Annotated in this window: 24 protein-coding genes; 7 read left to right on the forward strand and 17 right to left on the reverse strand. The window is 66.7% G+C overall.

What is annotated here, in order from left to right; genetic code table 11:
* The first annotated feature begins 121 nt into the window (after positions 1 to 121).
* Positions 122 to 436 (forward strand): hypothetical protein, encoded by a 315-nt coding sequence (locus NFU08_RS02140; RefSeq protein WP_251420367.1) that lies wholly within the window; start codon positions 122 to 124, stop codon positions 434 to 436.
* Between the two features lie 180 nt (positions 437 to 616).
* On the opposite strand, the gene NFU08_RS02145 is transcribed toward NFU08_RS02140, so the two are convergent.
* The gene (locus NFU08_RS02145; RefSeq protein WP_251420369.1) at positions 617 to 1195 is read right to left on the reverse strand and encodes a GNAT family N-acetyltransferase; all 579 of its coding nucleotides are present in this window, start codon (positions 1193 to 1195) and stop codon (positions 617 to 619) included.
* A gap of 111 nt (positions 1196 to 1306) precedes the next feature.
* Here NFU08_RS02145 and NFU08_RS02150 point away from each other — a divergent pair, with 111 nt between their 5' ends.
* Together NFU08_RS02150 and NFU08_RS02155 are read left to right on the forward strand one after the other, a co-directional pair.
* Complete coding sequence (locus tag NFU08_RS02150) at positions 1307 to 1510, forward strand: hypothetical protein (RefSeq protein ID WP_174175132.1); 204 nt, start codon at positions 1307 to 1309, stop codon at positions 1508 to 1510.
* Positions 1511 to 1569: 59 nt separating this feature from the next.
* Positions 1570 to 3066, forward strand: a complete 1497-nt coding sequence (locus NFU08_RS02155; RefSeq protein ID WP_251420372.1) for an MFS transporter — start codon at positions 1570 to 1572, stop codon at positions 3064 to 3066.
* Between the two features lie 97 nt (positions 3067 to 3163).
* On the opposite strand, the gene bcp is transcribed toward NFU08_RS02155, so the two are convergent.
* The 10 genes from bcp to NFU08_RS02205 all read right to left on the reverse strand — a co-directional run bounded on the left by bcp (position 3164) and on the right by NFU08_RS02205 (position 14249).
* Entirely contained in the window at positions 3164 to 3643 is a 480-nt protein-coding gene (bcp, locus tag NFU08_RS02160; protein ID WP_174175128.1) for a thioredoxin-dependent thiol peroxidase, read from the reverse strand.
* A gap of 80 nt (positions 3644 to 3723) precedes the next feature.
* On the reverse strand, positions 3724 to 4410 hold the full coding sequence (locus tag NFU08_RS02165; protein ID WP_251420376.1) for a winged helix-turn-helix domain-containing protein: 687 nt from the start codon (positions 4408 to 4410) through the stop codon (positions 3724 to 3726).
* Positions 4411 to 4419: 9 nt separating this feature from the next.
* Positions 4420 to 5763 (reverse strand): allantoinase AllB, encoded by a 1344-nt coding sequence (gene allB / locus NFU08_RS02170; protein WP_251420378.1) that lies wholly within the window; start codon positions 5761 to 5763, stop codon positions 4420 to 4422.
* Complete coding sequence (locus NFU08_RS02175) at positions 5756 to 6970, reverse strand: glycerate kinase (protein WP_251420381.1); 1215 nt, start codon at positions 6968 to 6970, stop codon at positions 5756 to 5758. Before NFU08_RS02175 ends, allB begins: the two co-directional genes overlap by 8 nt.
* A 30-nt stretch (positions 6971 to 7000) precedes the next feature.
* Positions 7001 to 8779, reverse strand: coding sequence for a glyoxylate carboligase (gene gcl / locus NFU08_RS02180; protein ID WP_251420384.1), 1779 nt, complete (start codon positions 8777 to 8779; stop codon positions 7001 to 7003).
* 130 nt (positions 8780 to 8909) lie between these two features.
* Positions 8910 to 9827, reverse strand: a complete 918-nt coding sequence (locus tag NFU08_RS02185; RefSeq protein WP_363940038.1) for a 2-hydroxy-3-oxopropionate reductase — start codon at positions 9825 to 9827, stop codon at positions 8910 to 8912.
* An 11-nt stretch (positions 9828 to 9838) separates the two neighbouring features.
* A complete protein-coding gene (locus NFU08_RS02190) occupies positions 9839 to 10639 on the reverse strand; it encodes a hydroxypyruvate isomerase family protein (protein WP_251420389.1) in 801 nt (266 codons plus the stop codon).
* A gap of 239 nt (positions 10640 to 10878) precedes the next feature.
* Positions 10879 to 11403, reverse strand: coding sequence for a hypothetical protein (locus NFU08_RS02195; protein ID WP_251420391.1), 525 nt, complete (start codon positions 11401 to 11403; stop codon positions 10879 to 10881).
* 267 nt (positions 11404 to 11670) lie between these two features.
* Positions 11671 to 12960 carry an MFS transporter gene (locus tag NFU08_RS02200; RefSeq protein WP_174175114.1) on the reverse strand — a complete coding sequence of 430 codons (1290 nt, stop codon included), beginning with the start codon at positions 12958 to 12960 and terminating at the stop codon, positions 11671 to 11673.
* Between the two features lie 59 nt (positions 12961 to 13019).
* A complete protein-coding gene (locus NFU08_RS02205; protein WP_251420394.1) occupies positions 13020 to 14249 on the reverse strand; it encodes a M20 family metallopeptidase in 1230 nt (409 codons plus the stop codon).
* Between the two features lie 135 nt (positions 14250 to 14384).
* Between NFU08_RS02205 and NFU08_RS02210 the strand changes: the two genes are divergently transcribed.
* Positions 14385 to 15413 (forward strand): Lrp/AsnC family transcriptional regulator, encoded by a 1029-nt coding sequence (locus NFU08_RS02210; RefSeq protein WP_251420397.1) that lies wholly within the window; start codon positions 14385 to 14387, stop codon positions 15411 to 15413.
* 58 nt (positions 15414 to 15471) lie between these two features.
* Here NFU08_RS02210 and NFU08_RS02215 read toward each other — a convergent pair whose 3' ends face one another.
* Both NFU08_RS02215 and NFU08_RS02220 read right to left on the reverse strand, forming a co-directional pair.
* The gene (locus NFU08_RS02215; protein ID WP_251420399.1) at positions 15472 to 17169 is read right to left on the reverse strand and encodes an amidase; all 1698 of its coding nucleotides are present in this window, start codon (positions 17167 to 17169) and stop codon (positions 15472 to 15474) included.
* Positions 17166 to 17471 (reverse strand): hypothetical protein, encoded by a 306-nt coding sequence (locus NFU08_RS02220; protein WP_251420401.1) that lies wholly within the window; start codon positions 17469 to 17471, stop codon positions 17166 to 17168. Before NFU08_RS02220 ends, NFU08_RS02215 begins: the two co-directional genes overlap by 4 nt.
* A gap of 241 nt (positions 17472 to 17712) precedes the next feature.
* Here NFU08_RS02220 and NFU08_RS02225 point away from each other — a divergent pair, with 241 nt between their 5' ends.
* From NFU08_RS02225 to NFU08_RS02235, 3 genes are all read left to right on the forward strand, one after another.
* Positions 17713 to 19119 carry a cation:dicarboxylate symporter family transporter gene (locus NFU08_RS02225; protein WP_251420404.1) on the forward strand — a complete coding sequence of 469 codons (1407 nt, stop codon included), beginning with the start codon at positions 17713 to 17715 and terminating at the stop codon, positions 19117 to 19119.
* 39 nt (positions 19120 to 19158) lie between these two features.
* A complete protein-coding gene (locus tag NFU08_RS02230; protein ID WP_174175102.1) occupies positions 19159 to 19458 on the forward strand; it encodes a putative quinol monooxygenase in 300 nt (99 codons plus the stop codon).
* A gap of 93 nt (positions 19459 to 19551) precedes the next feature.
* Complete coding sequence (locus tag NFU08_RS02235; RefSeq protein ID WP_174175100.1) at positions 19552 to 20469, forward strand: Rieske 2Fe-2S domain-containing protein; 918 nt, start codon at positions 19552 to 19554, stop codon at positions 20467 to 20469.
* A 170-nt stretch (positions 20470 to 20639) separates the two neighbouring features.
* Here NFU08_RS02235 and NFU08_RS02240 read toward each other — a convergent pair whose 3' ends face one another.
* Genes NFU08_RS02240 through nagB form a run of 4 tightly spaced genes read right to left on the reverse strand, consistent with a single transcriptional unit; the run spans position 20640 to position 25173 of the window.
* Entirely contained in the window at positions 20640 to 22364 is a 1725-nt protein-coding gene (locus tag NFU08_RS02240; RefSeq protein WP_251420406.1) for an HNH endonuclease signature motif containing protein, read from the reverse strand.
* Between the two features lie 54 nt (positions 22365 to 22418).
* Positions 22419 to 23621 (reverse strand): N-acetylglucosamine-6-phosphate deacetylase, encoded by a 1203-nt coding sequence (locus NFU08_RS02245; protein ID WP_251420409.1) that lies wholly within the window; start codon positions 23619 to 23621, stop codon positions 22419 to 22421.
* On the reverse strand, positions 23618 to 24409 hold the full coding sequence (locus NFU08_RS02250; protein ID WP_251420411.1) for a copper homeostasis protein CutC: 792 nt from the start codon (positions 24407 to 24409) through the stop codon (positions 23618 to 23620). Before NFU08_RS02250 ends, NFU08_RS02245 begins: the two co-directional genes overlap by 4 nt.
* Positions 24394 to 25173 carry a glucosamine-6-phosphate deaminase gene (gene nagB, locus NFU08_RS02255; RefSeq protein WP_251420414.1) on the reverse strand — a complete coding sequence of 260 codons (780 nt, stop codon included), beginning with the start codon at positions 25171 to 25173 and terminating at the stop codon, positions 24394 to 24396. Before nagB ends, NFU08_RS02250 begins: the two co-directional genes overlap by 16 nt.
* Positions 25174 to 25240: the final 67 nt, after the last annotated feature.

A 25240-nucleotide genomic window follows, 5' to 3' on the forward strand; every position in this document is an offset into this window, starting at 1 on the left:
GACCTGCTTGCCCGGACATTGAGGTACGCCCGGGACACTCGAAGGCACGGAGCAGCTTTCACCGGACCAGGGCCAAGGACGGCCAGCCGGAAAGCTGGACGGCTCGGAAAAGGTGCAGGTCATGGGGCAGATCAAGATCATAGACGCGACGCGGGTCCAGGCCGCAGCCTTGGGGACTTTGGACAAAGGCAGGGCGCTGCTGCGGGTCTACTTCCACAGGCGGAAAGTGCGCGCTGCGGCCACGGCGCTGGCGGCGGCTTTGGCGGAGTCGCGGGAGGTTTGGAGCTGGCCGGGAGACCGGCTTCCGGTAGGGGACGAGATGTCCCAGCAGGTGGAACGCCTGACCCGCCGGCTCAAGCTGGAGACGGAAGCACACGTGAGGCTGGAGGCGCTTTTCAAGACTGCGGGTGGAGGGCGTTCCGTCCTGGCGCTTTAGGTGCCACACTTATGAGCAATCGAGTGGCTGGGGGTTACCGGGTCAGGAGATTGTTATGGGTTGGTGGACAGGTTGGGCGTACCTCATTGCGGGACTCATGACAGTGGACGCGCTCCTTTTGGCGCTGTGGGCCATTGACGAAGACTGGCCCCGGAGCTGGTGGAAGAAACCCTGACACCATCAGTGCGGCTGAAGCTCCAGCCGCATCAGGACCCGCGGGAACCCGTTGAGTACGGAATTGGTGTCCGCGGCCTTGGTGAAGCCCGCATCCTCAAACAGTTTGCGGGTGCCCACATAGGCCATGGTGAGATCCACGTTCCGGCCGCCGTTGTCCACCGGGTACCCCTCGACTGCCGGTGCCCCGTAGGTCCGGGCCATGTCCACCGCGCCGGCCAGCAGCTGGTGCGAGATTCCTTTGCCCCGGTACCCGGGCCGCACCCTGATGCACCAGATGGACCACACCTTTTCGTCGTCCACATGCGGGATCTTTCGGTTGCCGGCAAAACTGGTGTCCGCGCGGGGGTGGACCGCCGCCCACCCAACTACTTCGCCGCCGTCGTACGCCAGGACCCCCGGCGGGGGATCCTGTGCCACCAGCTGCTTCACCAGCTCCCCGCGCTCGGTCCCGCGCAGGGCCTGGTTCTGCTTCGACGGGATGCGGTAGCTCAGGCACCAGCAGACGTTGGCGTCAGGCCGCTTGGGTCCGACCATGGTTTTGACGTCCTCGAAGCTGGTTGCGGGACGGACCTCGATGCCCATGCGGCCATCCTGTCACCGGGTCCTGCCTCCTGCAACGGCGCCTGCATCTGCCGGCGAAAGCACCGCTACACTGTACCGACACGGCAACTGCGGATAGACATGGCGGGCACAATGAACGACAAGCTGCATCTCACTCCGGACGACCAGTTTCCGGAGGACCTGGAAAAGGTAACGGACCAGGAACTGCAGGTCCTGGACAGCCAGGTCCAGCGCCAGCTCGACCACGAGATGGTGGTGGATGGCGAATCGGACCGCGAAACCGAGTTCCGCCACTACGAGCTGGACGAGGAATTCAGCGACCGCGACAAGCGCTGACCAAAAACCCCAAACCCTGACCGTGTCCCTGCTCCCGTGTTGTCATTACACTGGGACGCATGACCGAGCAGGAGCCGGTCCCGCCGCGCGCCGCTGCGGCTTCCGACGGCGGGAAAAGACTTGGCGAGGACGTTGCAGTGGCGTCCGCCGCGCCCGATGGGGGCGACGTTCCGCACCTGACTGATCCGGACGCCGTCGACACTTCTGTGCGCACCCCGGCGCAGCGGTCCCGCACCTTCGCCGGGATCCTGGTGAACACCGCGGCCGCCAACCTCACCACCAGCTATCTCTGGTTCGCGCTTACCTTCTGGGTGTACCTGGAGACGCGCAACGTGATCGCCACCGGGGTGGTGGGCGGCGCGTACATGCTGCTGATCGCCGCTTCCAGCATCAGCTTCGGCACCTTCGTTGACCGCTACCGCAAACTGGGAGTGATGCGATTCGCCGCGGCCTTCACCCTGGTGATGTTTGCACTGTCCGGGGCCATGTTCCTGCTGACGCCCACCGCCTGGCTGCTGGACCTGACCCGGCCGTGGTTCTGGGTTTTCACGCTGGTCATCCTGATCGGCGCGGTGGTTGAAAACATGCGCAACATTGCCCTGTCCACCACGGTGACCATCCTGATCGAGCCGGACCGCCGCGCCAACGCCAACGGGCTGGTGGGCATGGTGCAGGGACTGATGTTCATAGTCACGTCCGTGCTTTCCGGGCTCTCGGTGGGGCTGCTCGGGATGGGCTGGACCATCGCCGTCGCGCTGGCGCTCACGGCACTGGCGTTCCTGCACCTGCTCACCCTGCGGATGCCCGAGGAAGTCCGGGCAGCGGCCACGGATGCCCATGGAAGCTTCGACCTGCGCGGCTCGCTCGCTGCCGTGCTGGCCATTTCCGGGCTGTTCGCCCTGATCCTGTTCTCCACATTCAACAACTTCATTGGCGGCGTCTACATGGCCCTGATGGATCCCTACGGCCTGGAGATGTTCCCTGTGGAGCTGTGGGGAATCTTTTCCGCCGTGGGGTTCACGGGAATCCTTGTGGGAGGTGCGCTGATCGGCAAGTTCGGACTGGGGTCCAACCCCTTGCGGACGCTGCTCCTTGCGGTGGCCCTCATGGGCTTCCTCGGTGCGGTTTTCACAATCCGGGAGTGGGCGTGGCTCTACATCGCCGGCATCTGGGCCTACCTGGTCCTGGTCCCCTTCGTGGAGGCAGCCGAGCAGACTGTCATCCAGCAGGTGGTGCCGTTGCAGCGGCAGGGCCGGGTATTCGGGTTCGCCATGGCCTTCGAGTCTGCGGCCTCGCCCGTGACGGCGTTCCTTATCGCCCCGATCGCCCAGTTCTGGATCATCCCCTACGCCCGGTCCGCCGACGGCGCCGCCCAGTTGGCCCCGCTGCTGGGCGAGGGCACCTCCCGCGGCATCGCCCTCGTCTTCCTCGTGGCCGGGGTCATCATGATCATCGCAGCGGTCCTGGCTTTCCTTACGCCGGTCTACCGCCGGGTTTCGGCGTCGGACGCACAGGCGGCGGCAGAAGAGGCGCGGGCGACGGACACAGCCGCATAAGCACCGAACGCCCCCGCACGGGCGGCCAGTGAACTGGCGGCCAGTGCGGGAGCGTTTGGGGAAAAGCTGCAGTAAGTGAGAGAGGATCGGGGAGGGGTTAGATTCCCAGGGCTTCCTTCAGGGCGGCCACGTGGCCGTCGGCCTTGACCTGGTACTGCGCCAGGACGACGTTGCCTTCGGGGTCCAACACGACTGTGGAACGGACAATCCCTTCGGTGATTTCGCCGTTAACCAGCTTCTCGCCCCAGGCGCCGTAGGCCAGGGCCACTGCGTGGTCCGGGTCGGAGAGCAGCGGGAAGGTCAGGCCGAAGTCCCCGGTGAACCCGGCCAGCGCCTCGGGGGCGTCGGGGGAGATGCCAATGACCTCGTAGCCCTTGCCCTGCAGCGAGGCCAGGCTGTCGCGGAAGTCGCAGGCCTCGGTGGTGCAGCCGGGGGTGGCGGCCTTCGGGTAGAAGTACACGATGACGTTCTTGCCACGGTAATCGGCCAAGGCAGTCTCGCGGCCCTGGGCATCCTGAAGGGTGAAGTCAGGGGCCGGGGTTCCGGGCTGGAGCTTGGTGGTCAGGGTGGGGCTCATGGTGTTCCTTTGGAAGACTTTGTCATTACTGGCAAAACATCAAGTGAAGCGGCTTCCCGCTCAGTGATACAACTCCGGCGTCATATGCAGTATTCCGCCGGTCCGCGGACGGTGGCGCAGGAACCGGGCACAAACTGGTAGCCGCCGCCCCTGACGGTGGCCACGGCATGGCGGGCATTCCCGAGCTTGCGGCGGATCCTCCCCACGTACACATCGATGGACCGGGCCGAGGCGCCGGGGGTTTCGAACGAGTCCAGGAACTCCTGCAGTTCCTCCCTGCCCACAGTGCGGGAGAGGTGGGTGACCAGGTACCGGAGGACCTTGAATTCGACGCCGGTCAGCGGCACCCGCCGCCCGTCCAGGAGGACCTGGTCAGCGGCGAGGTCCACTGCCATGCGGCTCACGGGGCCGGCCGACGGCGGCAGCCGGGTGCCGCCGTCGTCCTCCCCTGGTGCCCCGCAGGGGGCGCCGGGAGGGTCCTCCGCCGCGGAGGGAGAATGAGAGGAGTCGTCTGCGGCTCCCCCCTTGTCGGCGGAGGACCCCGGCGTGGGAGCTCCGGCGGCGGGCCAGTGGACTTCCGCCTCCGGAGCAGTTTCGAGGGCCCTGGCCAGGACCAGCCGGGCGGCGCGGGCCAGGAGTTCCGGGCTGGTGCCTTCCTCCGGGACCACCCACATGGCGAGGCCGCGGGCGGTTGCCCCGGTGGCGGCAGGCCTGGCGATGGATCCGGGACGTGCCCCCGTCCTCGGATGGTGGGCTTCCACTGCCATGGCGCGTCCTTAGACTCCGCCGCGGCGGATCAGCTTGCCCGTGGGGGTCTGTCCGTCCACGACGGCGCCGCGCAGGAAGGTCTTGCGGACCACACCGGAGAGGGCCTTGCCGTCGTACGGGGTGATGGGGTTCTTGTGCTTCAGCTTGGAGACGTCCACTACGAAGGCCTCGTCCGGGGCGAAGACGGCGAAGTCGGCGTCGTAGCCCAGGGCCAGCTGTCCCTTGGTGGAGAGCCGGGCCAGGGCGGCGGGCTTCTCGCCCATCCAGGACGCCACCTGCTCCAGCGGGATGCCGCGGTGGCGGGCTTCGGTCCAGATCAGTGAGAGCCCCAGCTGGAGCGACGAGACGCCGCCCCAGGCCACGGCGAAGTCACCGTTCTCCAGGTCTTTCAGGTCCAGGGTGGAGGGGGAGTGGTCCGAGACGATGCAGTCGATAGTGCCGTCCAGCAGGCCCTGCCACAGCAGCTCGCGGTTGGAGGCTTCACGGATGGGCGGGCAGCACTTGTAGGCGGTGGCGCCGTCCGGGATTTCCTCGGCCATCAGCGTGAGGTAGTGCGGGCATGTCTCCACGGTGAGCTTCACGCCGTCGCGCTTTGCGCTGGCAATCATGGGCAACGCGTCCGACGACGAGAGGTGCAGGATGTGCGCGCGCGCATCGGTCCAGCGGGCCCGTTCGATGACCTCGGCGATGGCCTTGTTCTCGGCGCCGCGCGGGCGGGAGGCCAGGAAGGTCTGGTAGTGGTCGCCGCCGGGGTGCGGGGCGCGGTCGATGGCGTGCGAGTCCTCGGCGTGGACGATCATGAGCGAGTCGAAGGACTTGAGCTCGGCCATGTCCTCCTCCATCTCGTCCGCGTCCAGGTGCGGGAACTCGTCCACGCCGGAGTGCAGGAGGAAGCACTTGAAGCCGAACACGCCTTCGTCATGCAGGGCGCGCAGGTCGCCTTTGTTCCCGGGAATCGCGCCGCCCCAGAACCCGACGTCGACGAACGCCTGGTCCTCGGCCACCTCACGCTTGAGCTTGAGGTTTGCCACGGTGGTGGTGGGCGGGACGGAGTTCAGCGGCATGTCGATGATGGTGGTGACGCCGCCTGCCGCCGCCGCACGGGTGGCGGAGGCGAAGCCTTCCCACTCGGTACGGCCGGGCTCGTTGACGTGGACGTGCGTGTCCACCAGGCCGGGGATGAGGGTTTCGTCGTCAGCCAGTTCGATGACTTCCGCGCCGGCCAGGCCGTTGCCCAGCGGCTCGAGGGCCACGATCTTTCCGCCGCGGACGCCCACTTCACGGGGAGCCAGGCCGGCGGTGGTGAGGATGCGCTGGCCGCGGATGACCAGGTCAAAACGTTCTTCAGACATGGAGGTCCTCCTTGGTGGTTGCGGAGCGGGACAGCGTGGTGGCTGCCAGCCTTCCGCTGATCTGTGTGCCTAGCTGCTCCAGAAGCGGCGCTGCCTCTGCTATGCACCTGTCTACATTGCTTTCAAGCTCGGTCAAAGCGTAAACGTCCTCGAATCCGGCGGCGACCGCCTGCCCCTCGGCCAGGGTGGTCCGCCCGCAGACGGCAATCACGGGGACGCCCTGCGCGGCGGCTGCCCGGGCTACGCCCATGGGGGTCTTGCCCAGCAGGCTTTGTTCGTCCAGGCTGCCTTCGCCGGTGATCACCAGGTCGGCGCCGGCCAGCCGATCGGCGAGGCCGGTGAATTCGAGCACGACGTCGATGCCCGGGCGCCGGGTTGCGGCAAGGACGGCGATGGCTGCGTAGCCAACGCCTCCCGCCGCTCCGGCGCCCGGCGCTTCCGCCGCTTTGAAGGCCCTGTTGGACGGGCCTTCCGAACCGATTTCCCTGGCCAGGACTTCGACAAACCTGGCCAGGGCGGCGTCGAGCATGCCGACGTCCTGTTGTGTGGCGCCTTTCTGCGGGCCGAAAATCGCCGCGGCGCCCTGGGCGCCCAGCAGGGGATTGTCGACGTCGGACGCCAGCACAAAGCGTGTGTCCTTCAGCCGGGGTTCAAACCCGCTGAAGTCGATCCGTTCCAGGCGGGCCAAGGCGGCGCCGCCGGCTGGAAGGTCTGTGCCCGCGGCATCGAGGAGCCTGGCGCCGAGGCCCTGCAGGACTCCGGCGCCGCCGTCGGTATTGGCACTGCCGCCCACGCCCAGGATGATGCGGTTGCAGCCGGCATCCAGGGCGGCACGGATGAGCTGGCCGGTGCCCAGGCTCGTGGCGGTGCGGGCCGCCGTCGAACCCGGGCGCCCGTCCACCAGGGCACGGGCGGGGAGAAGCGCCAGGCCCGAGGCCGCGGCCATCTCGATGACGGCCTCATTGCCCCGGACGGCGAACTCGGCCGTGACCGGTTCCCCCGTTGGTCCGGCCACCACGGCGCTGCGGCGGGTGAAGCCCGAGCCGACGGCGGCGTCGAGGGTGCCCTCACCGCCGTCGGCTACGGGAATCCGGACCACGTCAAGGTTGTTGCCCGCGCCTCGCTGCAGCCCTTTCTCAAGGTGCGCACAGACTTCGGGGGCGGACAACGACCCCTTGAACTTGTCCGGGGCAATGACGATGCGCATGGCTGTCTTTCTTTCCAGGGCCTGCAGGGTTTAGGCCTGCAGCGCCAGGATGGCGGTGGGGGCGTCGGCTGCGGTTTCCGCGAGTTCCTCGAACTCGTTCACGGCGTTGATTTCCACGCCCATGGAGATGTTGGTGACCTTCTCCAGGATCACTTCCACCACCACGGGAACCTGGAACTCGCCCATGAGTGCCTTGGCCTTGTCGAAGGCGGCGGCGAGGTCGTTGGGGTCCTCCACGCGCACGGCCTTGCAGCCCAGGCCTTCGGCAACCTTGAGGTGGTCCACGCCGTAGCCGTTGGTTTCAGGCGAGTTGATGTTATCGAACGCCAGGGACACGTTCTGTTCCATGTTGAACCCGCGCTGGGACTGGCGGATCAGGCCCAGGTAGGAGTTGTTCACCACCACATGGATGTAGGGCAGGTTGAACTGTGCGCCCACGGCCAGTTCCTCGATCATGAACTGGAAGTCGTAGTCGCCGGAGAGGGCCACCACGGTCTCGTCCGGCTTGCCGCGGACCACGCCGAGGGCGGCCGGGGCCGTCCAGCCCAGGGGACCTGCCTGGCCGGCATTGATCCACTTGCGCGGGCCGAAGACGTGCAGCATCTGCGCGCCGGCGATCTGCGACAGCCCGATGGTGGAGACGTAGATGGTGTCGCGGCCGAAGGACTTGTTCATCTCCTCGTACACGCGCTGCGGCTTGATGGGGATGTTCCCGAAGTGCGTCTTGCGGTGCAGGGAGGCCTTGCGGCCCTGGCACTCCGCAACCCAGGCGCTGTAGTCCGGCAGGGACCCTGCCGCCTTGCGCTCTTTGGCGAGTTCAACCAGCCCGGCCAGCGCCGCACCGGCGTCGGACGCGATGCCCAGGTCCGGGGAGAACACGCGGCCGATCTGCGTGGGCTCGATGTCGATGTGCACGAACTTGCGGCCGGCCGTGTACGTGTCCAGGCCGCCGGTGTGGCGGTTGGCCCAGCGGTTGCCGATGCCGATCACGAAGTCGCTCCGCAGGTAGTTCTCGTTGCCGTAGCGGTGGGACGTCTGCAGGCCCACCATGCCGGCCATGAGCTGGTGGTCGTCCGGGATGGTGCCCCAGCCCATCAGGGTGGGGATGACGGGGATGTTCAGGGTCTCGGCCAGCTCCACCAGCTGCGCGGAGGCGCCGGCGTTGATGATGCCGCCGCCGGCCACGATCAGCGGATGCTTGGCAGCGGTCAGCATGTCCAGGGCCTTTTCCAGCTGCTTCCGGGAGGCCTTCGGCTTTTCCACGGGCAGGGGCTCATAGGCGTCGATGTCGAACTCGATCTCGGCCATCTGCACGTCGATGGGCAGGTCCAGCAGCACGGGGCCGGGGCGGCCGGAGCGCATCAGCTGGAAAGCCTTCTGGAAGGCGCCGGGAACCTGGCCGGGCTCCAGGATGGTCATGGCCATCTTGGTGACGGGCTTGGCAATGGACTCGATGTCCACGGCCTGGAAGTCTTCCTTGTGCAGCTTGGCCACGGGAGCCTGGCCGGTGATGCAGAGCATCGGGATGGAATCGGCCCAGGCGGCGTACAGGCCGGTGATCATGTCCGTGCCGGCGGGGCCGGAGGTGCCGATGCAGATGCCGATGTTGCCGTCCTTGGCGCGGCTGAAGCCGTCCGCCATGTGGCTGGCACCTTCAACGTGGCGGGCCAGGGTGTGGCGGATGCCGCCGTGGGCGCGCATTGCGGAATAGAAGGGGTTGATCGCGGCGCCTGGCAGGCCGAACGCCTCGATGGCGCCTTCCTTTTCCAGGATGGCAACCGCTGCATCAACGGTACGCATCTTGCTCATGGTGTGCTCCTTGGGAAACTTTGGGGGCCCTTTTGGGCTGTTTTTGGGTGTGCTGAGGGAGCCGTCGTCGTTTTCATGGACGACGGCGGGTCCCCTGCTGGTGTTTCTTAGGCGCCTGTGGCGCTGGTGCTTATTTCCGGCCGCTGAGCTGGAGGACCTGCTTGAAGAGTCCTGAGTGGTCCAGTGCGCCGTCGCCCTGGTTGACGGTGGCGGCGACGAGCTGGGCGACGACGGCGCCGAGGGGGACGGCGACGTTGGCTTCGCGGGCGGCGGAGGTGACGATGCCCAGGTCCTTGTGGTGCAGGGCCAGGCGGAAGCCGGGGTCGAAGTTGCGATCCAGCATCTTCTGGCCCTTCTGGTCCAGGACCTTGGAGCCGGCCAGGCCGCCGCCGAGGACCTTGAGCGCGGCGTCGGTGTCCACGCCGTAGGCCTCAAGGAAGGCGATGGCCTCGGCAAGGACCTCGATGTTGACTGCGACGATGAGCTGGTTGGCTGCCTTGACGGTCTGGCCGGAGCCGGAGGGGCCGACGTGGACGATGGTCTTGCCGACGGCGTTCAGGACGTCCGAGGCTGCCTCGAAGTCTTCCTTGTCGCCACCGACCATGATGGAGAGGACGGCGTCGATGGCACCCTGTTCCCCGCCGGAGACCGGGGCGTCGAGGGGGCGGATGCCGGCCTCGCGGGCTTCATCGGACAGGCGCTTGGCGACGTCGGGGCGGATGCTGGACGCGTCGATCCATAACGTGCCCTGCCTGGCGTTGGCGAAGACACCGTCCTTGCCGCTGACGACGCCCTCGACGTCGGGGGAGTCCGGCACCATGGTGATGACGACGTCGGCATCCTTGACGGCGTCCGCGATGCTGGTGGCGCCCTTGCCGCCTTCGGAGACGAGCTTGTCGATCTTGTCCTGGCTCCGGTTGAAGCCGGTGACGGTGTGGCCGGCCTTGACCAGATTGATGGCCATGGGCAGGCCCATGATTCCGAGTCCGATAACTGCAACGTTGCTCATGATGGTTCTCTTTTCTGGAAGTCTGTGGTGGTGCGGCAGGCGGGTGGGGATTACTTGGCGGCGTGTTCGCGGATGGCCCAGCTGAAGGCCGTTTCCTGCGGTTCCTTGTACTCGAGGCCGATGTAGCCCTCATAGCCGATATCACGGCTGCGGGCGATCCACTCGCCGAGGGGGAGGGTGCCGGTGCCGGGGGCGCCGCGGCCGGGGTTGTCCGCGATCTGGATGTGGCCGAAGTCCTTGGCGTGGTTTTCGATGACGGACTGGACGTCGTCGCCGTTGACTGAGAGGTGGTAGAAGTCGGCGAGGAGCTTGATGTTGCCGACGCCGGCCTCCGCCTTCACGCGGGCGATGACCTTGAGTGCGTCGTCGGCGGTGAGGAGCGGGTACCTGGGTGCCCCACTGACAGGTTCGAGGAGGACTGTCCCGCCGATCCGGGCGACGCCTTCTGCTGCTGCGGCGAGGTTCCTGACCGCCAGTTCGTCCTGCTCTTCGGGAGTGAACTCCTCCTGCCGGTTGCCGTAGAGGGCGTTGAAGGCCTTGCAGCCCAGTCGCCCGCCGATGCCGGCCACAACATCGATGTTGTCCTTGAACTCGGAGCAGCGTCCCTTCCAGGAGACCAGGCCGCGATCGCCGCCGGGCATGTTGCCAGCGTTAAAGTTCAGGCCGGTGAGCTGAACGCCGGCGTCCTGGATGGCGTTCTCGAATTCGGTGACCTGCGCGTCGGACGGGACGGAGCTTTCAAACGGCCACCAGAACTCAACCGCGTCAAAGCCCGCTGCCTTGGCTGCGGCGGGGCGTTCGAGCAGGGGCAGCTCCGTGAGGAGGATGGAGCAGTTCACTGTGTACGTCATCGTAGGTCCTTCCAAGGAGGGGCTTTGATCCATCTTCCCCTGCTCCCAGTCTTTACAAACTTTCCGCTTTGTGGAATTTAGATTCTGCTTTATGAAAAGTGTAGGGAATGAGGGGTGGGGGAGTCAAGGGGCGCGTGGTCGGGGGTCCCTGGTCCAGTCCGCACATGGCAAAAGAGCCAGGGGCCGTGGCCCCTGGCTCTTCGTCTGTGCTTTTTATGGATCCGTGCTGTTCTAACCGGTTACCGGCCTCTCGTTACTTCAACGACGTCGCTCTTCTTCCACTCGGACCAGTCGGACCAGTGTCCGTTGTCCTTCTTCACCCGGTAGGACACCATGTGGTACACCTCTTCGGCGCCCCTCTTGTCCAGGTTGCGCACCTTATCAACGCTGTGGATGATCCTGGCGTCGTCCTTCTTATCGAATTCCTCATAGAAGTGCGAGCTGCCGAGGAAGTCGTCCGTGCGCCGCGGGCCCTTCTCGTCCTCGTAGCGGAGTTGGCGGATGTGGACAGTCTTCTTGCCGTCTTTCTTGCCGTCTTTGTCGTCGCACTTGACCTTGATGCCGAAGTCGACCCACTTTCCGTGAAGGTCCTTAGGGTCCAGCGGCTTGACGGTACACCCGTGCCGGTCGTCACGCCGGTCGTCATGTGCCTGGGCCGGGCCGGCGAATGCCACGGAGCCCCCGAGCAGGCCCAGGGAGAGGAGCGGAACCAGGGTGATCCTTGCCCGGGTTGAGCGGATTCCTGTTGTTGGAGTGATGGACATTTGTGCTCCTGAAAAGGATGCGATTCACCAATTGTGTTAGGGCGCGATTCCCCATGTGGGGCAGGGTAAGCCAGCGCCTGACTGAGCATCGCGGTTGGTCAGCGGCGGCCGCAGCCTGCCCGTCCCCTTTTCAAACTGCACGCCCTGCTAGTGGGGGCGCTTATCCGGCCTCATTGGATTTTGTGATCCGGTACTTAAATCGTGCACCTGCGCTTCGGCGCACGCTAGGGCCGCGTCTACCCTTTTTGGTTGCGTTTCAAGCCTGCCCTAGTGCGTCAAGTCCTTGCCCATCGTCTCCGGAATGGTGAACACGAATGCAGCGCTCACGGCCAGGAGCACCACTGCGTAGATGTTGAACAGCTGCGGAACGCCCATGGTGGTTCCGAGCCACTGCTGCAGGTACGGTGCGGTGCCGCCGAACACTGCCACGCAGATGGAGTACGGCACACCCACGCCAACGGTGCGGATGGACGTGGGGAACAGCTCTGCGTAGACGGCCGGGACAATGGCGGCGCTCGCAGCAATGAAGACCAGCATGACGGACATGCCCACGGCCAGCTGCCAGGCTGAATCCTTGAGCAGCCAGGTCATGGGGAAGTGCATCACTGCAGACCCGATGGCCCCGGACCACAGCACCTTCTTGCGTCCGATGCGGTCGGACAGCTTCCCCCAGAAGGGAAGGGCGGCGATGAAGACGATGTTGGCGATGACGGCCGCCCAGAGTGCTTCGCCGCGGTCGATCTTCAGTGCGGTGGTGGCGTAGCTGGGAGCCACAACTCCCCAGACGTAGTAGATGACGGTCAGGCCAACCGTCAGGCCGATGACCTGCAGCGCCTGCTTGCGGTGGCGGACAATCTGCGGCCAGAGCGGCGCCCGCTTTTCGGCCAGCGATTCGCCCTCGAATGCGTCGGTTTCGTGCAGCCGTGACCGCATGATCAGCGCGTACAGCCCCATGGCCGCGCCCAGCAGGAACGGGATGCGCCAGCCCCAGGCGTTCATGGCCTCCGCCGTCAGGGTCATGTTAAGGACGGCGCCCAGCAGTGTGCCGAACAGGATGCCCACGGTTCCGGAGGTGTAGATCAGGGTGGCCCAGAATCCGCGATGCTCCTTGGGGGCCATCTCGGACAGGTAGGTCTGCGACGACGGCAGCTCGCCGCCGTGGGCCAGGCCCTGGATGAGCCGTGCCACGAGCAGCATCAGGGATGCCCAGGCGCCGACGCTCGCGAAGGTCGGAGCGATGCCGATCATCAGGCTGCCCAGCGAGGCGAGTCCGACGGCGAGGGTCATCGAGGTCTTGCGGCCCACCCTGTCGCCGATCCAGCCGAAGAGGAAGCCGCCGAAGGGCCGTGCCACAAAGCCGACGGCGAAGATCGCCAGGGTGGACAGCACCGCCGACGCCGGGTCGGCCTTGCTGAAGAGCTGGCTGGCAATGAAGGGCGTAAACGTGGCGTAAATGGCCCAGTCGTACCATTCGACGGCATTGCCGATGCCGGTTCCGACGATGGTCTTGGTGGTGGACACTCGTCCAGTCTGCTGCTTGGTTACTGCCATGGACATGGTTACTTCCTCAGGTTCGTGGTGAAGAGGATGGCGGGGATGGGAAGGACGACGGCGGGTCAGGCCGCCGCCGACAGCGCGGCAAGCCGCGAGGTGGCCAGTTCGGCGTACAGCGCAGCTCCATCAGCCAGCACGCCGTCGTCGAACGTTGCATAAGGGGAGTGGTTGAACGGTGAGGTGGCCGGATCGGCCCCCGGGGCGACGGCGCTGAGGCCGACGAACGTGCCGGGCACCTCGGCGAGTACCCGGGAAAAGTCTTCCGAACCGCTCAGGGGGGTGGCCCAGCGGGACAGGCGGCGCTCGCCGAAGAGTCCCGAGATGACCTTCTCCGCCGTGTGCGTCTCGTCTTCGTTGGTGATGGTGAGGGGGTATTCCTCCTGGTAGTCCACGTGGACCTCCACCCCGTGCGCGGCCGCTATTCCCTGGAGCAGGCGCGGCACGGCGTCCATCATCCTGAGCCGGGAGCTTTCCGAGAAGGTGCGGACTGTCGCCTCGATGCGGGCAGTCTCGGGGATGATGTTCCGCTTGGTGCCGGCGTGCAGCACACCCACCGAGAGCACCACCGGATCGAACATGTTGAACTGCCGGGTCACCATGACCTGGAGGGCGGTGACCATCTCGGCAGCCACTGTGACGGGATCCTTCGCGGCATGCGGGGCGGAACCGTGGCCGCCCGCGCCCAGCACCGTGACCTCCAGTCCGTCCGAGGCGCTGAGCATCACGCCGGGCTTCGTGCAGAACGTGCCGTGGGGCTCGAGCGAGGAGAACACATGCATTCCGTAGGCCGCCTGCACGCGGGTTCCGGCGGCATCCAGGACGCCTTCGCGGATCATGTAGCTTGCACCGTCGCAGCCCTCTTCGCCGGGCTGGAACATCAGGACAACGTCGCCCTGCAGCAGGTGCTGCTTCTCGGCAAGGAGGGTGGCGGCTCCGGCGAGCATCGAGGTGTGCAGGTCGTGGCCGCAGGCGTGCATGGCGCCGTCGGCCTGGGAAGAAAACTCCACGCCCGTCTTCTCCTGGACAGGAAGGCCATCCATGTCCGCGCGGAGGAGGACTGCGGGCCGATGGGCACCGTCGCCGCCTGCCGCGGCCTTGCCCCCGCGAAGCACTGCGGTCACGGAGGTGGTTTCCTTGCCCAGGGTGATCTCGAAAGGAAGCCCGTCGAGGGCCTGGAGGACCTTCTCCTGGGTCCGCGGGAGGTGCAGCCCGATTTCCGGGTGCCGGTGGAGGTCGTGGCGGAGGCGGATGAGGTCCCCGTGCAGTTCCTTGGCGTCTTCAATTACGGGCACTGTGCGGCTCCTTGGCTAAGCTTTCCGGGTCTGCGGACTATTCTGGAGTGGCGCAACTCACATCGCGTGAAAGCACTGGAAATATTCTTTCGGCAACGAATATGCGCAGGATTCGTGCAATAGGAGGTGTGCCTGATGGAACTCAGCGAGGAAGACCTGGCCCTCATCCAGGTGCTGCAGACGTATCCGCGGCTCGGCTGGGCGGATGCCGCCAAGGTGCTGGGCGTGCACGCCACTACCCTTGCTGCCCGCTGGGAACGGCTGACCTCAAGCGGGGCAGCGTGGGTGACGGCCCACCTCGCGGGGGATCCACGGCAGATGCTCCTGGCCTTCGTGGCGGTGGACTGCGACATGAACCTGCGGGACAGTGTGACCGCGCAATTGGCTGGCATCCCCGGGATCGTCACCGTGGAGGAAGCGGCAAGCAACAGGGACCTTATGTTGACCGTGATTACCAGGTCGCTGAAGGAGTTCAGTGCCTCGGTGGTGGCCCAGTTGAAGGGCATCGAGGGGCTGATCAAGTACCAGACCGCGCTGTGCACACGGCTGCACACGAGTGCCGATGAGTGGCGGCTGAATATCCTGGACAAGCCTCAGCTGGCATTGCTTCGGACGCTCGGCAGCCAAAGCGGCCAGGACGCCCGGCATGCGGAAGCCGGGCAGTTGCCGCAAAGCCACCTGGACCTGTTGCCGTTCCTGGCCCGCGACGGCAGGGCGACCGCCGCCCAGATCGCGCGGGAACTGGGGCGGCGTCCGGCAACGGTGCAGCGGCAGCTGAACCGGGTGCTGGCCAGCGGCATCCTGCTGTTCCGCTGCGAAATCGCGCAGGCTTTCTCCTCCTATCCGGTGACCTGCCAGTGGTTCGCCAACGTCCCGGCAGGACAGCACGAGGAAGCGGCCGCCGCCATCCGGACCATCAAGAATGTTCGGCTGAGCGCCTCCACCACCGGGCCCACCAACTTCGTCATCATCATGTGGCTGCAGTCCCTTGCGGACGTCATGACTGCCGAACTTGCCCTCCAGCAAAAGGTCCCCGGCATGCACCTGGTGGAAAGCGTGGTGATGCTGCGGACGGTCAAACGGGTGGGCTGGATGCTGAACGAGGACACCACGTCCAGCGGAACGGTGGTGGTCCAGGCCGCGGCACTGCCGGCTGCGGACTGAACAGTGGACGTCCCGGCCCGCCTCCCGGGAAGGAGGCGGGCCGGGGGCATTGGCGCTGCTACTGGGACAGCTCGGCCACCTCATGTGCCTCGAGGCGGCCCCGGCCCTGTGGAGCGGGTGCAGCCGAAACCCTGCCGCGCGCGCTCTTGGCGAACGGCTTCCGGGACTTGGACGGATCAACGGAAATCGGCTCGGGGACTTCGCCGGCCGGGTTTGCGGGGCGCCGCAGGTGCCAGTCGGTCACCGCCTGGTAGGCGGCGGCCACCGCCAGCAGCCGGTCCTCGGCGAAGGGCTGGCCGCCAAGGATGGTGCCCACCGGGACGCCGGCCGAGTCAAAACCGATGGGCAGGGCGAGTTCGGGCAGCCCAATCGCGTCGAAGGGGTTGGGGCTGGTCTGGAGCACCACATCGCACTGCTCGAACAGATCGTCCAGGACGCGTTCCAGCAGCAGGACCTTGGCGCGCTGGCCCAGGACGTACTCGTTGGCGCCCAGCATAGAGCCCTGCAGCCAGCCGGTCACAGACACCCCAAAGCTGCGGAGATCCTTGCGCAGTATGGGCAGGAACGGCTCACTCCGTTCCGGCAGCCGCACATTGTTGAAGGCTGTGCTTGTCAGTGTGTCCCAGTCCTCGGGCAGTCGAACGTCCACAACCTGGATTCCTTCAATGCCGGCGAGCTTGTCCAGGAAGGCCTTGCGTGCCGCTGCGGTTTCCGAGGATCCTGCGGTGAAGTCCGGGATCACGCCCACCCGCGTGCCCCAGCGCATGGCCACCTTGTTGCCGCGCTTGACTGGAGTTGCGGCGGTAATCAGGTCCGGGACGGGCGGAAGCCCCAGGGTGCGAGGGTCGATGGGATCCTCCCCGGCCATTGCGCTCAGCATGATGGCTGCGTCCTTCGCGTCCCTGGCGAGCGGTCCCGGGTGGTCGCGGGTATAGCTCAGCGGGATGATGCCGTACAGCGAAACCCGGCCCATAGTCGGTTTGAGCCCCGTGAGGTTTTGGGCGTTGGACGGCGCGGTGATGGAGCCGCCGGTCTGGGTTCCCACACTGGACGTTGCCATCCGTCCGGCCACTGCCGTTGCTGAGCCGGACGAGGATCCGCCCGGATTTGTCCGTGGATCCGCAGGGGTCCAGGCATTGACGGTGGTGATGCGGCCGTCCGGAGTGGTGGCACGGGTGGTGGCCAGCGGACCCATCTGGGTTTTTCCGAGGACAATGCCGCCGGCGCCCGTCAGCTTGGACACGGCCGTTGCGTCAAACGGGGGCGTGAAGTCCTTGAAGATGTAGGAGTTGGCTGTGGTGGGGTAGGCGCGGGTGTAGTAGTTGTCCTTGATGGCCAGCGGGATGCCGTGAAGGGGTCCCTTGTAGGCGGCGCCGGCCAGGGCCCGGGCGCTTGCCAGGGCATCGTCTGCTGCCACCAGGTTGAACGCCTGGTAGTTCGCGTCGAACGCGCCGATCCGGTCAAGGTAGGCCTCCACCAGCAGTTCGGCGCTGAGCCGGCCCTGCCGGATGAGGCTTGCGGCTTCCGCGATGGTCAGCTCGGTAATGTCCGCCAGGGCTTCGGGCCGGACGTCCCCGTACGCGTTCGGGTTGATCCCGGCGGGCACCACCGCTGTTGGCGCGGCGTGGGCAACAGCGGGAAGCGCCACCGCACCCAGCGACGTAGCTGCTGCAAGAACGGCAAACCTGTTGACGAAGGACCGGCGGTCAATGGTGCGGTCCGTCGGCTGGCTGTCCACGCTGTCCACCGGGTTCATGCCGTCCTCCGTGCAGTATCGATTGAGGGGTACAGGGCGGGAGGAGCTGCCTGCTGGGACAGGAGCCCGGGGTCCGCAGTTCCTGCCGCGCCGGCAAAAGGCACCTGGTAGGCGCTCAGTTCAGCGACCGTGGTGCGCATGAAGGAACGCAGGCTGGCCAGGACCGACGCCTGTCCGGGGCTTCCGGTCTCGGGGTCGCTGGCGGTTCCGGCGGGCAGCTGGTTGAGGTCGATGCCAAGGGATGCCAGTCGTGCCCGGATCATGATGTCCAGTTCGGCGTCGGATGGGGGAGTGAGGGGCATGATGCTCCTTCTTCTACGTTGCTGGTGTTGCAGCAGGTACAGCTGAGACACAGTGATACTTCCACTGGCTCGTGGCGCTGTCATGTCATGGAAGTTGCGGGCAGATTTCCCGCCGCGTGGCTGGCGCGGCTTGATAGTTCCGCATCATGGATTTATCTTTCCGGAAACATGCGCTCCCTAACGTTGCTCGTGACCCTGCGGCATTCTCTGTGCCGCCGTCCTCCAACGAACAGGCACCGGCATGAATGTCACCGCGCCCGCGGCAGCACCTCCCGCTTCCAGGAAGCCGCTCTATAAGTCCCTCTTCTTCCAGATCCTGGTGGCCGTTGTGGCCGGCATCCTGATCGGACACTTCTGGCCGGACATCGGCGCAGGGCTTCGCCCCCTGGGTGACGGCTTCATCCAGCTGATCAAGATGATCATCGCGCCGCTGATCTTCCTGGTGATCGTCACCGGCATCGCCGCGGTCAGTGACGTCAAGGCCGTGGGCCGCACCGGCGTCAAGGCATTGATCTACTTCACGGCAGCCACACTGTTTGCCCTGGTCTTTGGCCTGGTGGTGGGGAACGTGGTCCAGCCAGGCGCGGGACTGAATATCGATCCGGCGTCGCTCTCCCAGGACGCCCTCAACGCGAAAACCGCCACCGCACCGCCGAAGGATGCCGGAGCCTTCATCCTGGGCATCATCCCCACCAGCGTGGTGGGCGCCTTTGCCAGCAACAGCCTGCTGCAGGTGCTGTGCTTCGCCGTGTTCTTCGGAGCGGCGATCGTCGTCGTCGGCCGTGAACGCTGCATGCCCGTCGTCACGCTGATGGAGACCGTGCTGGAGCTGTTCTTCAAGATCATGGGCTGGGTGATGCGGGTGGCGCCGGTGGGTGCCTTCGGTGCCATGGCATTCATCATCGGCCAGTACGGCCTCAGCTCGCTGGGCACGTATGCCCTGCTGATCGCAGCCTGCTATGGCGCGGCAATTGTGTTCATCGGACTGCTGTTCGTGGTGGCGTGGGTTTATCCGCGGGTGCCGCTCTGGCAATTCATGAAGTACACCCGCGAGGAATTCCTTCTCGCTTTGGGCACAGCATCCACCGAATCCGTGCTGCCGCGCATCATGACCAAGCTGACCAACGCCGGCTGCTCCCGCGCCACCACCGGCCTGGTGGTCCCCACGGGGTACTCCTTCAACCTCGACGGCGCCGCGCTGTACCTGTCCATTTCCCTCCTCTTCCTGGCGCAGGCCTTCGGCTACAACCTGGACCTCGGCCAGCAGCTGGCTGCCCTGGGCATCCTCATGCTGACGTCCAAGGGAATGGCCGGTGTGCCCGGTTCAGCATTCCTGGCCCTGTCCGCCACGGCGGGTGCTTTGGGAATCTTCCCGGTGGCGGGCGTCGCCCTCCTGTTGGGCGCGGACCGGCTGATGGACTCCATGCGCGTGGTGGTGAACCTGCTGGGCAACTGCGTTGCCACCTTCGTGGTGGCCAAGTGGGAAGGCCAGTTCGACCGGGCCGCCATGCTCCGCGCCTTTGCAGGTGAAACCACGACGGCGGATGCGGCCTTGGAACCGGCCGGAACCTCGGTGCCTGGCAGCGTGAAGGCGGGGGCCGCCGTCGAACAGCCGCCGCTGGGGACGTCGGCGCCGGCGGTGCGGTAGCCTCCGGCCTTTGCCGCCGGCGTGCTGCACACTGTCCCTATGACCTTTGCGAATGTGGGAAGCCTCGAAACCAAGCCCGGCCAGCGCGATGCCGTTCTCTCAATCCTGGTCCGGCCCATGGCCGGGCTGAAGGAAGCCGGCTGCCTGCTGTACGAGGTGGGCGTGAACGACGCCGTGCCGGACACGGTGTTCGTCTGTGAACTGTGGGAATCGCAGGAGGCGCACCGGGCTTCCCTGGGGCTGGAGAGTGTGCAGGCGGCGATTGAGGAAGCCATGCCACTGCTCACCGGTGAAATGGGCGGCAACCAGTTCACGGTGCTGGGTTCCCCGCTTCGTTAGGTTTTCGCACCTGGGGCCCTGTGCTGCACCCCGCCCGGGCAAGTAAGCTTCCCGGCATCGACTGGACACGGAGCGATGGGGTAAGGGAGACACATGAAACCGCTGCCTGCACTGGAACTTGTTACCCGCCTGGAAGATGCGGAGTGGCTGGACCCTGTTTCCAAAAAGGTCCGAAAAGTGGTGAAGCGGGCCATCCGCCCCAAGTGGGCGCGCGACGTCCTGCACGGCGTTCCCATTGGACACCCCGTGCATCCGTTGGCGGTCCAGGTGCCGATGGGTGCGTGGATCTCCGCGGCCGTGCTGGACGCCCTGCCTGGTAACGACAAGGCTTCCGCCCTCCTGATCGGCGTGGGCACCGGGGCTGCCGTGCCTTCCGCGGTGGCTGGCTTTACCGACTGGACGCAGCTGCACCCCCAGCAGCAGCGGGTGGGGCTGGTCCATGCCGCTGCCAACATCACGGCCACGGGCCTTTACGCTGCCTCCCTTGTAGCCAGGGCCCGGGGCAGCCGCGGCGGAGGCAAGGTGCTCGCCTATCTTGGCCTGGCCGTTGTGGGGGCGGGCGGTTTCCTGGGCGGCCATCTCACCTACCGGCAGGCGGCAGGCGTGAACCACAGCGAGGAGATCCCGCACCGCTTCCCAAGCGGATGGCAGCCTCTGGCAGCGCTCGCAGATTTGCCCGACGGGAAGCTCCACAAGATTGTTGTGGCCGAGATTCCGCTGCTTGCCTACCGGGAGGGTGAGAGTGTCAGCGTGCTGTCCGACGTCTGCAGCCACCTTTCCGGGCCTCTGCACGAAGGCAAGGTCAAGGGTGGCAGGCTCCAGGACAGAGTCGATCAGAACGGCGGCCCTGGAGACGGCAGCGACCCGTGCGTCGTGTGTCCCTGGCATGGAAGCACCTTTTCGCTGCGCACGGGCGAAGTGCAGGCTGGCCCCGCGACCGCGAGGCAGCCGCTCTTTGAGACGCGGGTCAGCGGCGGCCTCGTGGAAGTCTGCCTGCCCGGGGCTGAGTAGGCGCACACTGAATCGTTTGTCCTGTTTAGGACTGGGCGGAGGGCGGGGCCTGTATCCCTGTGAAGTTCCGCCCGCGTTTCTGGCCCGGGTCTGTGCTTGGACCGTCGCCCCGACACTGGACTGTTACCCCGTGTGCCCGGCCGCCCGTGTCTGTGGGCATGTGGTGCCCGCTACGTCAGTACAGGTTCCCAGTTCCTTAGTGGGTCCCAGTCCCCGATCGGGTCCTGCGTCAGCGTGGGCGGGGCAGCGTAGAAGTCCTCCCACAGGGGGTCATCCGCGGGTATGTCGTCTGGCTCTATGAGGTTGCCATCCACAGGTTCCTCAGGCGGAGGTTCCGAATATGCGGAGTCTCCGGCAGGGCAGGCCTGGGCAGCGGCCATCGGCGGACAGGGCATCACGTCGCGGACTTGCCCGTTGTTGTGCTCCTCCGGTCCTAGTCGCGCGGGCATGGCCGACAGGGCAGACTCCGGCCAGTGGGGTGGTTCCCAGTCCTGGTGTTCGCTTTTGTAGTGGCGTCCGGTGGGTGAGGTCCAGCCGGGTGGTTGATTCTTGGTGGCTGGTGTTGGTTTCCAGCCGCTGGTGTGCCGGAGTTTGTGGTGTTTCGGGCAGGGCTGTCCCAGGTTGCTGATCCCGGTGGTCCCGCCGTGGTGCCAGGCGAGGAGGTGGTCTGCCTCGTTATCCAAAGACGGGTTGCTGCAGCCGGGGAACGGACACTGGCCGTCCCGCAGCCGGAGCCAGTTCCGCATGGCTTTGGTGACCCGGTAGCTGCTCCGCCCGATCTCCAACGGCGCCCCGTCCCGCGGATCGACCAGGACCCGGTAGAACGAATCAGCACCGTCAGCGACCAGGTCCCGCGCCATCGACGCTGGGATGGGTCCAAAGCCGTCCAGCATGGCTGGCTCATCGGTCACTCCCATGAGGGCGACGACCGGAACGGTAACGAGAACCTGCGCCCGGATTGACGAAGGGGTGAGATCCGTTCCTATCCCTGCCCCGTCGCCGATGCTGGCATTGGTGCCGCTGGTGAGGATGGCTTGGGCGAAGGTATCGGCGCGGAGTTGGGTGAGGGTGCGGGCCTCGTGGGGGCCTTGCATTCCCCGGGAGAGGGCGTTGAGCCGGTTCCAGCCTGCCATGGCCTGGTCGGCGGGGAGGCAGGCCGAGAGCCAGGCCATGCCGTCCTGGTCAGGCCGGTATTCGACCCGCCGGTCCGCCGCGGCCTTGGCATGGCGTTTCTCCAGCGATTCGGGATGGTGGCGTTCCCGCCAGGTGCGGGCCTTGGCTTTGAACCGGTACGCCGGCATCTCACCGATCGTCGCCGCCCCGGCCGGCCGTGGCGTGTCCGGGTCCAGGAAGTGAGCCTCCAGCGCGGCGGCTCCGGCCCGGTCAAGGCCCACGGTCTGGTTCACCATTTCCCGGGCATGCTGCCAGGAGATTGAACCGCCCTGCAACGCGGCGAGGGTTCGGGGCAGGGCCGTGGCCAGGGCGTGGGACTCGGCCAACAAGGCACCGGCGGCACGGTCACCGATCACCAGCGCACAGCCGACCTCGGCCACCAGGCTCCGGTCCTGGCCGGTGGCCTCCTGCGGCGAGGACGGCGGACCGTTCACCACACTTATGGCGGCAGCGAGCACCTGCACCGCCCGCGCCTTCACCGCTGCCAGCTTCGCCTCCGACCGCGCCACCCCCGCAAGGACATCCAACGCATTATCAGCAACCCGCTGCAACGGATCATCACCAAGTCCGCCAGCGCCAGGCTCAACGCCACCAAGGCCAGAAACATCCGTACCGGAACCAGCCGTGCCGGCAACAGCAGCGCCGCTGAGCACGGCCGTGAAAGCAGCCACGGAGGCATCAACAAACGCCTCTGCCTCCACCACCACCGGATTGCCTTCCATGAATCCATCCTGGCAGTGGGGTCTGACATTCAACGGTGAGGCAGCCAAACAGCACTACTCCAGCGGCGTGACCCACTCGCCCCGGCGCAGGACTCCGGCCAGATTCAGGTCCCCGTCAACAACGGCGACGTCAGCGCGCATGCCGGCCCGGAGGTCGCCAATTTGCGCGGACAGTCCCAGCACGGAGGCAGGCACGGCCGTTGCCGCGTGGACTGCGCCCTGCAGGGGCACCCCGGCCGCCACCGCGGACCGCACGACGTCGAGGAGGGTTGCGGTGCCGCCGGCAATCGCGCCGGTGCTGTCCACACGTGCGACGCCCTTGTCCACCGTGACAGCCAGCGCACCCAGCCGGTACTGGCCATCCTGCAGGCCGGTTGCGGCCATCGAGTCCGTGACCAGGGCGATGTTTTCCGCCCCCACCAGCTCGAACACCATCTTGACCGTCTCCGGGGAAAGGTGGACGCCGTCCGCAATCAGCTCCACCACGGCGTTGCCGGCGTGGGCTGCACTGAGGCTGGCTGCTACGGGACCGGGAGCGCGGTGGTGCAGGCTGGGCATCGCGTTGAACAGGTGCGTGACGGTTGGGCGGATCCTTCCGGTGGAGTTCCCCGGCCCGGCCAGCCCTCCGGCAGCCTGCTCCAGGAGGGAAGCAGCGGTGCCGTGGTCCGCGGCAGTGTGGCCCAAGGATGGAATGACCCCGCGCGCAGTGAGCATGTCCACCAGGGCCGTGGCGCCCGGAAGCTCGGCTGCGAGCGTCATGGAAACCAGCGAGGAACCGGCCGCCTCAAACAGGTCGGACACAAGCCCGGCGTCGGGTTCGAGCAGCAGCGTGGGATCGTGGGCGCCGCACTGTCCCGATGCGAGGAACGGGCCTTCAAGATGGGAACCAGCGATCAGCCCGTCATCCGCCAGCGTCTTCAGTGCCTTGAGGTTCCGGACCAGGTGTTCCGCTGACCCCGTGACGAGGCTTGCGAGCAGCGTGGTGGTGCCGCGGCTGTGCAGATACTGTGCCGCTGACCGGGCGCCCTCGGCGGATCCCTCAGAGAAATCCGCACCCAGCGCGCCATGGCAATGCAGGTCCACCAGCCCGGGCAGGATGATGCGCGCAGGCTCGTGGTCCTTGGGCCCGGGGTCGCCGGGAAAGTCCGACGCCGGACCAGCGTAGGTGATTACGCCGTCGTCGACCGCTACCGCGCCATCGGGGACGTCCATGCTTCCGGTGACGATGCGGCCGCGAAGTATCAAAGTAGCGCTCATGGTTTCAGGCCTCCGGTTGTGAGTGCTCCCGCCAGTTGGGCTGCCAGGGCAGGATCGGCAGCCGGGGCCCGGCCAGCACCGGAATGGCCGTTCGATCGCTGCCGGGCCGAGGTGTGCACGGCGTGGACGCCGATGCCGAGCAGCGACGGTACCAGCTCAAGCGTCACTCCTCCGCCGGCCATGATCTGGACGGAGGGCGCGTATGTTCGTCCCAGCTCCACCAAACGGCCCAGGGTACTGAGGCCGGCGGCGCAGTCCGGGCTGCCCCCGCTGGTCAGGACGCGGTGCACGCCTGCCTGCTCCAGCCGGGCCAGCGCGTCAGCAGGGTCGGCGCCGGCCGCAAGGGCAGCATCGAACGCCCGGTGAAACGTGATTTCCGCAGCCGGGTTGGACCGGCCTGCCGCTGCAACAATCCGGCGGAGGGCAGGAACGTCCGGCCCGCCGTCGGGCGCGAGAACACCCACCACGACGCCCGCGGCACCCGCGGCCAGCGCAGCAGCCACGTCGCGCTCGATGACGTCGAGCTCTTCACTGGAGTAGGCGAAGTCGCCCGGCCGCGGCCGCACCAGGACGTGGACGGGCAGCCCAACACGGCAGGCCTGTTCCGTTATCCCGATGCTTGGCGTGATGCCCTTGGTTTCGGCGAGGGCTGCGCAGAGCTCCACCCGGGCCGCGCCGACGGCGGCAGCCAGCCGCACGCCGTCGGCGTTTTCCACGGCAAGCTCCAGCTGGGGCGGGCTGACAGCAGCAGCCGGCGCGCCCTGGCCCCTGCTCAGAGTCCCTGCCACGCCGGCTTCCGCCCGAACGTGTCCGTGTAGTAGTCCCGGTGGGCCAGCTGTGAGGCCGCGGCCTGGTCCACCAGGACGGAGACGTGCGGATGCAGCTGAAGCGCGGACGCCGGGCAGATGGCGGCAACCGGGCCCTCGACGGCGGCGGCAATGGCTTCCGCCTTCGCCTCGCCCATGGCGAGCAGCAGCAGGTGCCGGGCCTCCCGGATGGTGCCAAGACCCTGGGTCAGTACGTGGTCCGGGACGTCGTCCGCGTGGTCGAAAAAGCGTGCGTTGTCCTGCCGCGTCTGGCGTGTGAGGGTCTTGATCCGGGTGCGTGAGCCGAGCGAGGACATAGGCTCGTTGAAACCCACATGCCCGTCCGTGCCGATGCCCAGGATCTGGAGATCCACCCCTTCCGCAGCTGCAATCCTCGCCTCGTACTGCTCCGCCTCGGCCTGCGGGTCCTCAGCCATGCCGTCCAGGCCATGCACCGCGTCCGCAGCGAAATCCACGCTGGCCGTGAACTCGTCCCGGATCACCGAGTGGTAGGACTGCGGGTGAGCACTCGGCAGGCCCACATACTCGTCGAGAAGAAAAGCCTGCGCCTGGGCGAAGCTCAGGCCGCCGGTCCGGTGCCGTTCGATGAGCTCCTGGTAGGTGCCCAGCGGGGTTGACCCGGTGGCCAGTCCCAGGACGGACGGGCCGCGGCGGACCTGCTCCTCGATGGCGTCCGCGGCTGTGCGGGCCACGTCGGCAGGGGTGGGAAGGATGATGATTTCCATGCGGTGAAGCTGCTTTCGGTTGCTGTTTGGTGGTTGGTGCTGTTGCTCGTGCGGCGGCGGCCGCGGT

Origin of the sequence: Pseudarthrobacter sp. NCCP-2145 (genome assembly GCF_023708005.1) — a bacterium.
Classification (GTDB): domain Bacteria; phylum Actinomycetota; class Actinomycetes; order Actinomycetales; family Micrococcaceae; genus Arthrobacter; species Arthrobacter oxydans.